The 13907-nt window shown below is 41.2% G+C and carries 13 protein-coding genes; 5 read left to right on the top strand and 8 right to left on the bottom strand.

From position 1 onward, the window contains the following. Positions 1-35: 35 nt before the first annotated feature. The gene (gene nusA, locus ODOSP_RS09500; RefSeq protein ID WP_013612110.1) at positions 36-1274 is read right to left on the bottom strand and encodes a transcription termination factor NusA; all 1239 of its coding nucleotides are present in this window, start codon (positions 1272-1274) and stop codon (positions 36-38) included. Positions 1275-1329: 55 nt separating this feature from the next. After that, a complete protein-coding gene (rimP, locus tag ODOSP_RS09495; RefSeq protein ID WP_013612109.1) occupies positions 1330-1791 on the bottom strand; it encodes a ribosome assembly cofactor RimP in 462 nt (153 codons plus the stop codon). Between the two features lie 430 nt (positions 1792-2221). Here rimP and lpxD point away from each other — a divergent pair, with 430 nt between their 5' ends. The 3 genes from lpxD (at position 2222) to lpxA (ending at position 5500) form a co-directional block, all read left to right on the top strand. Beyond that, positions 2222-3256 (top strand): UDP-3-O-(3-hydroxymyristoyl)glucosamine N-acyltransferase, encoded by a 1035-nt coding sequence (lpxD, locus tag ODOSP_RS09490; protein ID WP_013612108.1) that lies wholly within the window; start codon positions 2222-2224, stop codon positions 3254-3256. Then, positions 3256-4659, top strand: coding sequence for a bifunctional UDP-3-O-[3-hydroxymyristoyl] N-acetylglucosamine deacetylase/3-hydroxyacyl-ACP dehydratase (locus tag ODOSP_RS09485; protein ID WP_013612107.1), 1404 nt, complete (start codon positions 3256-3258; stop codon positions 4657-4659). The genes lpxD and ODOSP_RS09485 overlap by 1 nt, the downstream gene beginning before the upstream one ends. 61 nt (positions 4660-4720) lie before the next feature. Continuing rightward, positions 4721-5500, top strand: coding sequence for an acyl-ACP--UDP-N-acetylglucosamine O-acyltransferase (gene lpxA, locus ODOSP_RS09480; protein ID WP_013612106.1), 780 nt, complete (start codon positions 4721-4723; stop codon positions 5498-5500). Between the two features lie 418 nt (positions 5501-5918). Here the strand turns inward: lpxA and pckA are convergent, their stop codons facing one another. The 3 genes from pckA to crcB form a co-directional block, all read right to left on the bottom strand. Further along, positions 5919-7526 (bottom strand): phosphoenolpyruvate carboxykinase (ATP), encoded by a 1608-nt coding sequence (gene pckA / locus ODOSP_RS09475; protein ID WP_013612105.1) that lies wholly within the window; start codon positions 7524-7526, stop codon positions 5919-5921. Between the two features lie 121 nt (positions 7527-7647). Continuing rightward, positions 7648-8205: a DNA alkylation repair protein gene (locus ODOSP_RS09470; protein WP_013612104.1), complete on the bottom strand. Its 558-nt coding sequence runs from the start codon at positions 8203-8205 to the stop codon at positions 7648-7650. Positions 8206-8221: 16 nt separating this feature from the next. After that, the gene (gene crcB / locus ODOSP_RS09465) at positions 8222-8590 is read right to left on the bottom strand and encodes a fluoride efflux transporter CrcB (RefSeq protein ID WP_013612103.1); all 369 of its coding nucleotides are present in this window, start codon (positions 8588-8590) and stop codon (positions 8222-8224) included. Positions 8591-8714: 124 nt separating this feature from the next. Here crcB and ODOSP_RS09460 point away from each other — a divergent pair, with 124 nt between their 5' ends. Together ODOSP_RS09460 and ODOSP_RS09455 are read left to right on the top strand one after the other, a co-directional pair. After that, positions 8715-9614 (top strand): alpha/beta hydrolase, encoded by a 900-nt coding sequence (locus ODOSP_RS09460; protein ID WP_041557303.1) that lies wholly within the window; start codon positions 8715-8717, stop codon positions 9612-9614. 138 nt (positions 9615-9752) lie between these two features. Further along, entirely contained in the window at positions 9753-10241 is a 489-nt protein-coding gene (locus ODOSP_RS09455; protein ID WP_013612101.1) for a Dps family protein, read from the top strand. 417 nt (positions 10242-10658) lie between these two features. Here the strand turns inward: ODOSP_RS09455 and rlmD are convergent, their stop codons facing one another. The 3 genes from rlmD to ODOSP_RS09435 all read right to left on the bottom strand — a co-directional run bounded on the left by rlmD (position 10659) and on the right by ODOSP_RS09435 (position 13455). Then, positions 10659-12092 carry a 23S rRNA (uracil(1939)-C(5))-methyltransferase RlmD gene (gene rlmD / locus ODOSP_RS09445; RefSeq protein ID WP_013612100.1) on the bottom strand — a complete coding sequence of 478 codons (1434 nt, stop codon included), beginning with the start codon at positions 12090-12092 and terminating at the stop codon, positions 10659-10661. A gap of 39 nt (positions 12093-12131) precedes the next feature. Next, the gene (locus ODOSP_RS09440; RefSeq protein WP_013612099.1) at positions 12132-12821 is read right to left on the bottom strand and encodes an SIR2 family NAD-dependent protein deacylase; all 690 of its coding nucleotides are present in this window, start codon (positions 12819-12821) and stop codon (positions 12132-12134) included. Between the two features lie 61 nt (positions 12822-12882). Next, complete coding sequence (locus tag ODOSP_RS09435) at positions 12883-13455, bottom strand: RNA polymerase sigma factor (protein ID WP_013612098.1); 573 nt, start codon at positions 13453-13455, stop codon at positions 12883-12885. Positions 13456-13907: the final 452 nt, after the last annotated feature.

Here is a 13907-nt window from a genome sequence, read left to right as displayed (position 1 = left end):
ATTGAGATTACAAATTTACAAGCGTTAATACAGAATTATTCAAATTCTGCTTTTAAAATATTGAGAACCTCACGTATGGTCTCAATTTCAAGGTCTGTCCGGCTTTCCAGTTCTGACTCGCTGAGTTCTAATACACTCTTGGCAGTGTCACAGCCGACACGTTTCAGTTCGTCGATCACCCAACCTTCGATTTCATCGGCGAATTCATCCAGATTGACATCTTCTTCCTGGGCTTGATCGAGTTCGCGATATACGTCGATATCGTAACCGGTCAGCTGACTGGCCAATTTGATGTTCAATCCACCTTTACCGATAGCCAGTGATACTTCTTCCGGATCGAGGTAGACATTTGCTTTTTTATGGGCTTCGTCGATTTCGATATTTTTGATCTTAGCCGGATTTAAAGCACGAGTGATGTAGAGTTGTAAATTATTGGTATAATTGATCACATCGATATTTTCATTTCTCAACTCTCTGACAATACCATGTATTCTCGAACCTTTCATACCCACACAAGCACCCACCGGATCGATACGGTCGTCGTAGGATTCTACGGCAACTTTGGCTCTCTCTCCCGGTACCCGGACTACGTTCTTGATCGTGATCAGACCGTCGAAAATTTCAGGTACTTCGTTTTCAAATAATCTTTCCAGGAATACCGGAGAAGTTCTCGATAAGATAATGTAAGGATTGGAATTCCGCATTTCTACCCGAATGACCACGGCTTTGATGGAATCTCCTTTTTTGAAAAAGTCTGTCGGGATTTGTTCCTGTTTGGGTAAAATCAATTCATTGCCTTCGTCATCCAGGACCAGCATTTCTTTTTTCCATACCTGATAGACTTCACCCAAAATGATTTGTCCGACTTTATCCTTATATTTATTGTAAACATTGTCTTTCTCCAATTCCAGAATACGGGCGGAGAGATTCTGCCGTAAAGCTAATACAGAACGGCGGCCGAAGTCTTTGAATTTTACTTCATCCGTAACTTCTTCTCCGAGTTCATAATCTTCATCGATTTTTTTCGCTTCGGTTAAAGTAATCTCGCTATTGGGATTTTCCAGTTTGTCATCTTCTACAACAGTACGATTCCGCCAGATTTCGAGGTCACCTTTGTCGATGTTGATGATGATGTCAAAATTTTCATCCGTACCATATCTTTTCAACAGCATATTTCTGAAAATATCTTCCAATACTCTCATCAATGTGGCCCGGTCTATGTTTTTGAATTCTTTAAATTCAGCGAATGAATCTATCAGATTAATATTTTCCATTTCGACTTTTTAGCTTTTATTTTTATTGATTATTTATTTTATCTGTTTTTCCGGTTCAAAATTTCACGATATCTTTGATTTCTTTGATGTCGTTTCGGACAATTGTCCGCTCTGTTTTTACCAATTGTTTCCGTTTGCTTCCTTCGATGATTTTTTTCTCTTCCTGTTCGATGACAATTTCTTCCGGGGTGAAACGAAGTAATATACCATTTAGTTTGGTATGGTCGTTCAGCTTTATTTCGACACTTTTACCCAGATTTTTTTGATATTGTTGCTCCACTTTGAAAGGATAACCTAGTCCGGCACTGGATACGGTCAATTCGAAATCCTCTTCATCCCGGTTGAGTGAAGATTCGATCTCCCGGCTGACGGCGATACAAGTCTGTATGTTGACTCCTTCCAGAGCATCGACAAAGACTTCGATAACATTGTCTTTAGAAATCTTCAATTCGACCAGAAATAAATGGTGTTCTGTCAGAACCGGTTCTATGAGGTGTTTGATTTCTTCCGTTTTCATCTCTTTGTTTTGCGATTGATACAAAAGAGAGGGGACATCCGTCCCCTCTCTTTGGCTTTAAACCTCTGCAAATATACGACTTAATTATTAAAATACAAAATAATCGCGGGATAAATAGGGCAAAAGTTTATAAATCTGGTTTAAACTACCGTTTTTAGTTACAACGGTTAAACTTGACTGCTGAAACCTTTGTAATCGTTGAAACTCCTGTAACTATTTCAATCGTAGTTTTAAATAGATCGGTGTCGCTTCGTTTTTGTTATATCCTCCGGATAGCTGATCTTTATAGTTTGAAGAGGAGATAAGTGGTTGTTAATTATGAGGTTGATTCAATGGGGAATATGTTTCATTTTTCTTAAAATTGAAACATATTCGTAATATTTTTATGAGTTACAAATAAAATTTGTAAGTTTGCCGAAATTTTTGAAATATGGAATTCAAGGCGAAAGATATTGCTGCATTATTAAAAGGTGTAGTTGAAGGGGATGGGGAAGTGATGGTTAATAATGTATCTAAAATTGAAGAAGGAAAGCCCAATACATTGGCCTTTCTGGCAAATCCCAAATATGAACACTATATTTATACGACAGCTGCTTCTGTCGTTTTGGTGAATCATGACTTTTCTCCTGTACAGCAGGTACCCTGTACCTTAATCCGGGTGCCTTCGGCTTATGAAGCGATCGCTTCTTTGTTGCAGATGTACGATAGTATGCGTTCCCGGCCGACAGGTATCGAACAACCTTCTTATATCGGTGAAGGGGCGGTTATCGGTGAAGCTCCTTATGTGGGAGCTTTTGCTTATATCGGTAAAGGGGCGAAAATCGGTAATGATGTAAAAATCTATCCTCAGGTTTATATCGGTGAGGGTGTTGTGATCGGTGATCATACGACGATCTATGCCGGGGCAAAAATCTATTATGGCTGTGTGATCGGTAGTGGATGTACGATCCATGCCGGAACGGTGATCGGCGCAGATGGTTTTGGTTTTGCTCCCAATGGGGATAATTATAATAAAGTGCCACAGATTGGTAATGTCGTTATTGAAGATAATGTGGAGATTGGTGCCAATGCTTGTATTGACCGGGCAACTATGGGGTCTACCCGTATAAAAAAAGGCGTAAAACTGGATAATCTGGTTCAGATCGCTCACAATGTGGTGGTGGGAGAAAATACGGTGATGGCGGCTCAGTGTGGCATTGCCGGAACAACTAAGGTGGGTGCGCATTGTATGTTCGGCGGACAGGTCGGTATTGCCGGACATCTCAGGATTGAAGACAAGACGATGCTTGCCGCTCAATCCGGGGTTACGAACGATGTCCCCGAAGGATCCGTATTTATGGGAGCACCTGCTTTCGATGTTTCGAAATATCGGAAATGTTATGTGCTGTTCAGAAAATTACCTGAATTATACGGGCAGCTCCGGGATTTGGAAAAAGAAATACAAACATTAAAGTCAAAACAATAATGTCAGTGAAACAAAACACATTAAAAGGAGAATTTTCATTAAAAGGCAAAGGTTTGCATACGGGTAAAGAAGTATGTGCTACCTTTAAGCCGGCAGCGGAAAATACCGGATATAAAATTGTCAGAGTCGATCTCGAAGAGAAAACCGAGATTCCGGCACTGGCGAAATATATTGAATTGGTAGATCGCGCCAGTTGTCTGCAAAAAGACGGAGCCAAAGTATATACTTTAGAGCATGCTATGGCTGCTTTATACGGTTGCGGTATAGATAACTGTGTGATCGAACTGTCGGGAGAAGAATTTCCGATTTTGGATGGGAGTGCCCGTTATTATGTGGAAGAGATTCAAAAAGTTGGGATTGAAGAGCAACAAGCAGAACGCCGTTATTTTTCAGTAAAGAAAAAAATGGAATTTTATTGCGAAGCTTCGGATACCCGCATTACATTATTGCCGGATGATACGTATTCTATCAATACCATGGTAGCTTACGATTCTCCTTATCTGGCGATGCAGTTCGCTTCTTATTCGGAAGCTTCTACTGATTTTGCGAAAGAGATCGCCCCTTGCCGTACTTTTGTATTTCTGCGGGAAGTGGAAATGTTGCTGGCCAATAATCTGATTAAAGGAGGAGATTTGAGTAATGCGATCGTTATCGTCGACCGTAAGATGGATCAGCCCGAAATCGATCGTTTGGCTAAATTGTTCGGTTACGGGAATATTCAGATTAAAGAAGGTGTTCTCAATAATCTGGAACTTTATTTCGATAATGAGCCTGCCCGTCATAAATTATTGGACGTTATCGGTGATCTGGCTTTATGTGGCCGTTTTATCAAAGGCCGGGTGATTGCTGAGAGACCCGGACATAAAGCAAATACTTCTATGGCCAAGATGATCTATAAAGAAATTCTGGCTGAAGAGAAAGACGATGCTTATCCTATAGATCTGGATTTAGATGCCACTCCGCTGATGGACATCAATAAGATCCGTACTTTACTGCCTCACCGCCCACCGTTTTTATTGGTCGATAAGATTTATAAAGTAACTGAAAACATGGTGATCGGTTGCAAGAATGTGACCATGAACGAGCCTCATTTTGTCGGACATTTTCCTGATGAGCCGGTGATGCCGGGCGTGTTGATTGTGGAAGCGATGTCGCAATGTGGTGGTATATTGGTGCTGAGTGGAGTGCCTGATCCCGAAAACTATTCGACTTATTTTATGAAGATCGACGGGGTGAAATTCCGGAATAAAGTAGTGCCCGGTGACACACTGGTCTTCAAATTAATCACTACAGCACCTATAAAAAGAGGTATCGTGCAGATGAAGGGATATGCTTATGTTGGAAAAAAACTGGTTTGTGAAGGAGAATTTATGGCTCAGGTCGCAAAAACCAAAAACTTATAATTATATTTGCAGGCTGAAATTTTTTATTCAGGTAATATAGTATTCATTAAATAATAAACGAATGAAACAACCGTTAGCATATGTTCATCCGGAAGCTCAGGTTGCTGATAATGTGGTGATAGAACCCTTTGTGACGATTGATAAAAATGTGGTGATAGAAGAAGGTACGCGGATCGGATCGAATGTAACTATTCTGGAAGGTGCCCATATCGGTAAGAATTGTAAAATTTTTCCGGGAGCAGTGATCGCTGCTGTACCCCAGGATTTGAAATTCAGAGGTGAAAAGACCATTGTAAAAATCGGAGATAATACGACTATCCGCGAATGTGTGACTGTTAATCGGGGCACTGCTGCTAAGGGAGTTACTGAAATCGGGGATAATTGTTTGATTATGGCTTATGCCCATATCGCTCATGACTGTAAGATCGGTAATAATTGTATCATCACCAATGCCTGTCAGTTGGCGGGTGAAGTGGTCGTAGACGATTTTGCGATTCTGGGAGGAATGACCGCTGTCCATCAGTTTGTGCATATCGGCAAACATGTGATGATCCAGGGAGGCTCTTTGATTGGAAAAGATGTACCTCCTTATGTAAAAGCCGGCCGTTTACCGCTTTCATATGTCGGAGTAAATTCTATCGGTTTGCGCCGTCGGGAGTTTTCAAACGAGAAAATTAATGAAATCCAGGATATTTACCGCATTCTTTATCAATCGGGTCTTAACAACTCCGATGCTATCGAAAGAATAGAAGCTGAAATGCCTGCTTCCAGAGAAAGGGATGAAATTATCATGTTTGTCCGCAACAGTAAGCGGGGAATCATGAAGGGATATATGGGATAATAGGAAAAAGAGGGTGAAGTCACCCTCTTTTTTCATAATAGAATTTCTTTTAGGACACATTGGAGTGAATTGTTCGAGCCGAACAATGCTTCTAAAGTGTATTTGTTGTCTGAAGTCTTCTGGAGGCATTCGGATAATATGTATTTTTACCCTATTATTTTTTATTATCGGGAATTATTGTGAGTTTCTGTTTCCCGGTAATTATGATAGTGTAAATTTATCAGCTACATTTTCCTCTTAGATATGAAGCAAAACAATCCGGAATACTGTTTTCCTATTTTCAGAGATGTTATCGATCAAATCAGAGATCAGAATTATGTCTCACAAAAATAGCATGCAATTTTATTTCAAATTACATGCTTTTTGATAGGTTTTGGGAAGCTATAAAAAAAACTCCCGTTTCCGGGAGTCTTGTAATTTAAAGTTTCGGTCCTGCAGCAACCAGAGCTTTACCGGCAGCATTACCCTCAAATTTCTTGAAGTTTTTGATGAACCGTTCTGAAAGATCTTTTGCTTTGGTTTCCCATTCGCTTGCGTTAGCATAAGTATCGCGGGGATCGAGGATTTTCGGATCTACGCCCGGCAGAGCGGTCGGAACAACGAAATCAAAGAACGGGATCGTTTTGGTCGGAGCTTTATCGATAGAACCGTCCAGGATGGCATCGATGATACCACGGGTATCTTTAATAGAAATACGTTTGCCGGTACCGTTCCATCCGGTGTTTACTAAATAAGCTTTAGCACCTGATTTTTCCATTTTCTTTACCAGCTCTTCTGCATATTTGGTGGGATGCAGTGATAAGAAAGCAGCTCCGAAACAAGCAGAGAAAGTCGGTGTCGGCTCGGTAATTCCACGCTCTGTTCCTGCCAATTTTGCGGTAAATCCGGACAGGAAATAATATTTTGTCTGTTCTGCGTTCAGGATGGATACCGGAGGCAATACTCCGAATGCGTCGGCTGACAAGAAGATAACCTGTTTGGCTGCCGGGCCTTTAGATACCGGTTTGACGATATTCTTGATGTGATAGATCGGATAAGAAACACGGGTGTTTTCAGTTACCGATTTGTCGTTGAAATCGATCTTGCCGTTTGCATCTACAGTTACGTTCTCCAACAGGGCGTCACGTTTGATGGCGTTGTAGATATCCGGTTCGCTGTCTTTGTCCAGATTGATTACTTTTGCATAGCAACCGCCTTCGTAGTTGAACACACCTTCGTCATCCCAACCGTGTTCGTCATCCCCGATCAACAAACGTTTCGGGTCGGTCGATAAAGTGGTTTTACCGGTTCCGGACAGACCGAAGAAAATAGCTGTGTTTTTACCTTCCAGATCGGTGTTTGCCGAGCAGTGCATAGAAGCGATACCACGTAACGGATTCAGGTAATTCATGATAGAGAAAATACCTTTTTTCATTTCTCCGCCGTACCAGGTATTCAGTATCACCTGCTCATTGGTTCTTAGGTTGAATACAGTTGCTGTTTCTGAATTCAGACCCAGTTCTTTGTAGTTGTCTACTTTAGCTTTAGCAGCATTGAAAGAAACGAAATCCGGTTCGCCGTAGTTGGCCAATTCTTCCTCGGTAGGACGGATAAACATATTCTTTACGAAATGAGCCTGCCACGCAACTTCCATGATGAAACGAACTTTCAAACGAGTACCTGCGTTTGCTCCGCAGAAAGTATCGACAACGTATAATTTTTTACCTGATAATTCTTTAACAGCTTTTGCTTTCAGATCGGCCCAAGCTTCTTCGCTACAAGGTTTGTTGTCGTTTTTGTATTCTTCTGAAGTCCACCAAACAGTTTTTTCACTGGCTTCATTTTTTACAAAGAATTTATCTTTAGGAGAACGACCGGTATAAATACCTGTCATTACGTTTACAGCACCTAATTCGGTTACCTGGCCTTTTTCATACCCGGTTAAAGAGGGATCGGTTTCGGCTTTGAATAATTCCTCGTAAGAAGGATTGTGAAGGATTTCTTTCACATCGGTAATGCCATACTTGCTTAAATCTAATTTTGACATAGTAGTAAATTTATATTAAACGATTTATTAATACTTTTTTTCCGTAATAACTTCACAAAAGTAAGAAAGTTTTCTTATTAAAAATCTCTTACTACTCATTAAATGCCAGCTTTAACATTTATTAAATGTTAAAACGATAGCGTTCGGCTGCTAACTGAACATACTTGTCTTTATAATTCCGGTTGACAACAGTACGAAAGTAATCTTTAGATATTTTGTCACTCTCTTTATTTAAAATGAGGTATCTGGCAAGGGCTGTCATGATTGCCAGCTGCATGAACGGGTTTTCTGAATTGAGCCATTCTTCCGCTAATTCAAGTAAATCCGGGCGTTTATATAAATAAAGCGAACCTAAATAACCGGCAATTTCAAAATGGAGACAGTGAGGTGCTAATTGCGTAATTTTTTCTTTATTTAAATCTTGAGGGAAAAGCAGGCAGGCCACGATTTGCTCTTCTCTTTGTCCTTGATTCCATAACAAAAGGGCCAATTTTTCATCGGGCGGATAAGCTGCTGACAATTCTTTCAGGGAAACGTAACTGGCACCGATCTGATGATCGGTATTAGCGCCGATGTCTTGCAGGCTATCGATCGTCCCTCCGCTTTGAAGACGACGGATACGTGAAAGTATTTGCTGAAAAACTGCGTTCGTATGTGGGTCTATAATACTGAAATCCATGTTTTACTGTCTTTTTTCACTTATTGGTCATCAAATATCCCAGTCCAGCAAAAAGTATGCCTAAAATGAGGCTCAGTCCGATATTTAATGAAAATAAACCATATGCCTTATTGCTTAGTAATTGCAGATTTTCGAATGAGAAGGTGGAAAAGGTAGTAAAACTACCACAGAATCCTACGGTAAAAAAGAGACGATAGACCGGAGCAGGATGGGAAGTGAAAAAACCACTTAACAAACCGAGTAAGAAACAACCGGCGATATTTACAATAAAAGTTCCCCAAGGGAAGCTTGAGGGAAATAGGTGCCGGCTCCACTCAGAGATAAAATAACGTGAAACCCCTCCGACGATAGAACCCAGGCCTACAAAAATTATGTTTTGCCACATGATTTCTTTTTTTACAAAGTAAAAAAAATTAAAGAAGATTCTGAAATAAAACCGGATAAAATAAAAAATGTTTATATTTATTCGCCTTATAAATTGTAGAATAAGAATGTTTAAAGCTGTGAAAATGAAACGATTGAAGTTCTTGTTGCTGAGTTTTGTTTTGGGATGTGCTATGCTTGCCGGAGCTCAGACACCGGAAGTATTTCCTTTATGGCCCCAGGGAGTAAAAGAGAATAATGGCATTAAAGTGGACCGTACGGTAGATGATCAGGGCGGAATTTCGAACAATAGTACAGCAGAACTGTTGGTTTTTCATCCTGATCCTGCTAAAAATACGGGCAAGGCTGTTTTGATTTGTCCGGGAGGTGGTTATACTTATCTGGCTATGGGATATGAAGGTGAAGAATTTGCACAGTGGCTGGTGAAGCAGGGGATTACAGGTATCGTATTGAAATATCGGATGCCTAACCAACATGATCGTATACCGATGACCGATGCTTTGCGTGCGATGAAGTGGGTAAGGAGCCGTAGTGAGGAATGGGGTATCGATCCGGCGAAAGTTGGAATTGCCGGATTTTCTGCAGGCGGGCATTTGGCCTCTACCGTGTCGACGCATTTCGATAGTGGAAAGAGCGGAACTACCGACCGTTTGGAGCAATATAGTTCCCGGCCTGATTTTCAGATTCTTTTTTATCCAGTGATCTCCATGACTGCCGGGTTGACACATAGCGGTTCTCGTGAAGCTCTGTTGGGTAAGAATCCTTCTGCCGAAGCTATTGCACAATACTCGAACGAACAACATGTTACTGCCAAGACCCCACCTGCACTTTTATTTCATAGCGATGACGATACAGTGGTGCCTTCGATGAATAGTGTCGTATTTTATCAGGCTTTGAAAAAGAATAAAGTGCCTGCTGTATTGTATATTTTTGATAAAGGCGGGCATGGCTGGGGAATGCGGAATAATTTCGAATACCATAACCAGTGGACTAATTTGTTGGCCAATTGGCTGAAAAAGATCTGAGCCCTGAAATTTTGAACTGCCGGGTTGGGGGAGAAAGTCCCGTTGGCTTTTATTTCAATCGTTTATTACGTAACAAAAACTGATTTATTGCGTTATATAGCCATACATAAATGAAGTCTAATTGTTAAAATATTTATTATGGCTGCTAATATTGGTTTAAATGAAGGTATGGTGAGAGCCAGCAAAACAGTATTGAATAATTTGCTGTCCGACCATTTTGTGTTATTGGCAAAGACGTGGAATTACCATTGGAATGTCAAAGGGGTAAGTTTTCATTCTTACCATGTTTTCATGGAAGATTTGTATAATGGGTTGATTGAAGATATTGATGCTATTGCAGAACGTATCCGTTCTTTGGACGAACGTCCCATCGGTTCGTTGGCCGGTTATCTGGAGCACAACCGCATTAAAGAACATTGTGAATCGGAACCTCTGCCTGAAGCTAAACAGATGTTGGCTATCCTGAGTCAGGACAATGATACGTTAATTCGTGAAATCCGTAAGGACATCGAACAACTCGAGAAAGAAGAGGATACCGATGATGCCGGTACGACAAATTTCCTGGAAGATATGATCGAGAAAAAGGAAAAAACGGCTTGGATGATCCGGGCATATCTGGAAAAATAATTGTTTGATTGTATTGTTGTATATAAAAAGGTAGAAGTTACCGTACGGGGGGCTTTTACCTTTTTTGTTTTTAAGGAAGAATTGACAACAGTTCCGGTGAAATTGCCATCTCCCGGATTGACCATGGCTATTGTACAGGCTCCTGGTCCTGACCAATCCTGGCTTTTTTTATTTCATCCCTCCGTTTTATACGTTTGTCAAAGAAGCGGATATTAGTTTTATATCGGCAAGTTTGTACGGGAACTGCCTTCCGGACGGAAACTTGGATACTTCCCTTATCCGCATGCAGGCTTTTGGTCCGATGTTCCTTACGAATTATTGATATTCATAAGCGCACCTACGGTGCCGATGAAAAATCTCAATCAGAACCATAGGTGTGCTAATCAAAAAAGGAACGATTCCGTCGATTAGAAAGCTCTAGGGCTGACACGAATCAGTTTGGGAGAACTCTCTTTTCCTGAGCAGGACGATGTTTTCGACGTGATGAGTGTGTGGAAACATGTCGACCGGTTGAACAGCTATAACTTCGTAGGCAGAATCCATCATTTGCAAGTCTCTGGCCTGGGTTGCTGAGTTACAGCTGACATAGACAATACGTTCGGGAGAGGCTTGAAGGATCGTTTGGACTACATCCGGATGCATGCCTGCGCGGGGAGGATCGGTGATGATAATATCCGGTTGTCCATGTTTACTTATGAATGAAGCATTCAGCACGTCTTTCATGTCTCCGGCATAAAAAATAGTGTTATCTATGTGGTTGATTGCTGAATTGACTTTAGCATCTTCGATTGCTTCGGGAACATATTCTATACCGATCACTTTCCGGGCCTGACGGGCGATAAAATTGGCGATCGTTCCTGTTCCTGTGTAGAGATCGTAGACAGTTTCCTGCCCGGTTAAACCTGCCAATTCGCGTGTTTTGCTGTACAGATTATAGGCTTGTTCGGAATTAGTCTGATAGAAAGATTTCGGACCGATCTTGAATTTCAGACCTTCCATTTCTTCAAAGATATGATCCCGGCCATGAAAACAGAACATATCCTGATCGGTTAGGTTATCGTTCAGTTTTTCGTTGATCACGTACATCAGGGAGGTGATTTGTGGGAATTGCCGGACAAGCGTTTCCAATAATTGTTCGCGTGCTCCAGTATCTTCATGTCCGAAGGCGAGGATAACCATGATTTCCCCTGTCGAGGCAGTTCGGATGATCAGGGTGCGCAGGAAACCTTGCTGGGCCCGGATATCGTAAAACGAAAGACCTTTTTTCAGGGCATAAGTTTTGATGAAATTCCGGATTTCGTTGGAAGACGATCCTTGCAGGCAGCAATGATCGATATCTACCACTTTGTCGAACAGTCCCGGCACATGAAATCCTAAAGCCGGAGTACGCTCTATATCCGCTTCCCTGCTGATTTCTTCCCGGGTGAGAAAGCGCTTATTCGAAAATGTAAACTCTAGCTTGTTGCGGTAATAGAGTTGGCGGGCAGATCCGATGATCGGATAAACATTTTGTAGTTTTATTTTTCCGATGCGTTGCAAATTGTCGTTGATTTCCTGCTGTTTGAATTCCAGTTGTTTTTCGTAAGGGAGATTTTGCCATTTGCATCCTCCGCAAATGCCGAAATGGGTACAAGCCGGGGCTATACGTAAGGCCGAGAACCGATGGGTATGGGTGACTATGCCTTCCATAAAATTTTTACGTTTTCGGGTGACTTGAACATCAACAATATCTCCCGGAAGCGTATTCGGGACAAATAACACTTTTTCGTCGATATAAGCAATGGATTTACCTTCCGCTGCGATTTTTTGTATTTCTACTTTTTCTAACAATGGTTTTTTACCTCTTCCCACTTGTATTCAGCTTTTATAATGGTTTATTTTATTCATGCTTTAACGAGTTTCGGATAGTAAGATATTTTTCAATTCTTGTACTCCTTCGGAAGCTCCTTTTTCAATCAGGTGATAGCCCATCCGGTGTGCTTGTTGAGGAATCTTAGGATCGATAACGAAGACCGGAATACCTTCGGGGGCATAGTGCAACAGACTGGCTGCCGGATAAACGGCCAGTGAAGTACCGATAATGACGAAAATATCTGCCTGACGAACCAGATCGGTTGCCGGTTCGATATTGGGTACTGCTTCTCCGAAGAAAACTACATGAGGACGTAACAGTGAGCCGTCTTCACAACGGGTCCCTGGTTTCAGTTCCCAGCCTTTCAGGTCGTAAATCGAATCGGGATTTTTACTGCTTCTCACTTTCTTCAGTTCTCCATGCAAGTGTAGAACATGTTTGCTACCGGCACGTTCGTGCAAATCGTCGATATTTTGGGTGATGATCCGGACATCGAAATAATTTTCCAACTCGGCTAAGCCCTTATGACCGGCATTGGGTTGGGCTTCGTAGAGCTGTTTCCGGCGCTCATTGTAAAAATGGTTTACTAATTCCGGATTACGTTCTAATGCTTCAGGGGTACAAACATCTTCGATCCGGTAATTTTCCCATAAACCGTCGCTGTCCCGGAAAGTTTTGATGCCGCTTTCCGCACTCATGCCGGCTCCTGTTAATATAACCAGTTTCATTTCTGTCATTTATTTGTGCAAAGGTAGTTTATTTTTGAGAAAATGGTAATAGAGCAAATATCTATTTTAAGAAACGTAGGAATAGCAGGTTAAGAAATGACTTGCTATCCAATGAATTGCGTAGGATTTTGTAAGCACGTCCCATTTGTGTTCGCACAGTATTGATTGAAATTCCAAGGAGATCGGCTGCTTCCCGATATTTCATGTCTTGAAGACAACAGAGGGTGAACACCTGCTTGCACTGTTCCGGCAGTTGATGAAGAGCCTTGTAAAGCTGTTGATGCTCTCGTTCTTTGTCTTCTAATTCCGCTGTCATAAGAGTGACCGATTCCTTTTCAACGGGTATGTGTGAAAGCTTCTCTTGTTTCCGCTGTTCATTGCGTAAATGATTCAGACAGGTGTTGCGTAGGGAGCGATAGAGGTAACCTCTTAAGTCGCTTTCTATACCTGAGAACTTCTTTTCAAACCAGAATGTGATGAAAAAATCTTGGACAATATCTTCAGATGCTGCCTGATTTTTCAAAAAGTGGTTGGCATATAGCACCAAGTCGGCGAAATAGGTCGCAAACAAGTCTTTGTAGGCTTGTTCGTCTCCTTCCTGCAATTCTTTCAGAATGTTCTGTTCTTTTTCCATTACTTGGTGTGTCGTTGCATTTATTATATCTCGTTTATGAAATATGCAAACAGATAGCAATAATCGTAAAAAAAACAGAGATATGCAAATAATCCTCCTCTCTAATTCATTTCTAATTCATTTCTCTCACATCTCTCTTTCCCTACCTCATAGTTGTCCCATACCTTCCGGGAAACTCGAGGCATGTTATTCGGTTGAGCTTCGGATGAGCTTCGGGTTAGGAACGGATTAATGTAAAAGGGGAGTAAGAGGGTGCTGGGACATCAGTGGGACATCCGGCAAAGGCGAAAGGGAAAATACAAACACCTTGCTAAAACCTTTCCTTTCAAAGTCGAGAAATATGTGCAAAATAAAAAATGAGTTACTTCTATTATTAAACGAAGTTAATTCATTACCTTTGCATATATAATTCAATTATATGATTATCCGTATAATGTCCGTTAATTTATTTA

Source organism: Odoribacter splanchnicus DSM 20712, from assembly GCF_000190535.1.
Lineage (GTDB): Bacteria > Bacteroidota > Bacteroidia > Bacteroidales > Marinifilaceae > Odoribacter > Odoribacter splanchnicus.
The sequence above is the reverse complement of the archived record's forward strand: the minus strand, read 5'-3'. Positions and strand labels throughout refer to the sequence as shown.

Bases quoted from the DNA above. Each gene is read 5' to 3' on its own strand.
- nusA (WP_013612110.1), bottom strand. From the start codon at position 1,274: ATGGAAAATATTAATCTGATAGATTCATTCGCTGAATTTAAAGAATTC.
- rimP (WP_013612109.1), bottom strand. From the start codon at position 1,791: ATGAAAACGGAAGAAATCAAACACCTCATAGAACCGGTTCTGACAGAA.
- lpxD (WP_013612108.1), top strand. From the start codon at position 2,222: ATGGAATTCAAGGCGAAAGATATTGCTGCATTATTAAAAGGTGTAGTT.
- ODOSP_RS09485 (WP_013612107.1), top strand. From the start codon at position 3,256: ATGTCAGTGAAACAAAACACATTAAAAGGAGAATTTTCATTAAAAGGC.
- lpxA (WP_013612106.1), top strand. From the start codon at position 4,721: ATGAAACAACCGTTAGCATATGTTCATCCGGAAGCTCAGGTTGCTGAT.
- pckA (WP_013612105.1), bottom strand. From the start codon at position 7,526: ATGTCAAAATTAGATTTAAGCAAGTATGGCATTACCGATGTGAAAGAA.
- ODOSP_RS09470 (WP_013612104.1), bottom strand. From the start codon at position 8,205: ATGGATTTCAGTATTATAGACCCACATACGAACGCAGTTTTTCAGCAA.
- crcB (WP_013612103.1), bottom strand. From the start codon at position 8,590: ATGTGGCAAAACATAATTTTTGTAGGCCTGGGTTCTATCGTCGGAGGG.
- ODOSP_RS09460 (WP_041557303.1), top strand. From the start codon at position 8,715: ATGAAACGATTGAAGTTCTTGTTGCTGAGTTTTGTTTTGGGATGTGCT.
- ODOSP_RS09455 (WP_013612101.1), top strand. From the start codon at position 9,753: ATGGCTGCTAATATTGGTTTAAATGAAGGTATGGTGAGAGCCAGCAAA.
- ODOSP_RS09440 (WP_013612099.1), bottom strand. From the start codon at position 12,821: ATGAAACTGGTTATATTAACAGGAGCCGGCATGAGTGCGGAAAGCGGC.
- ODOSP_RS09435 (WP_013612098.1), bottom strand. From the start codon at position 13,455: ATGGAAAAAGAACAGAACATTCTGAAAGAATTGCAGGAAGGAGACGAA.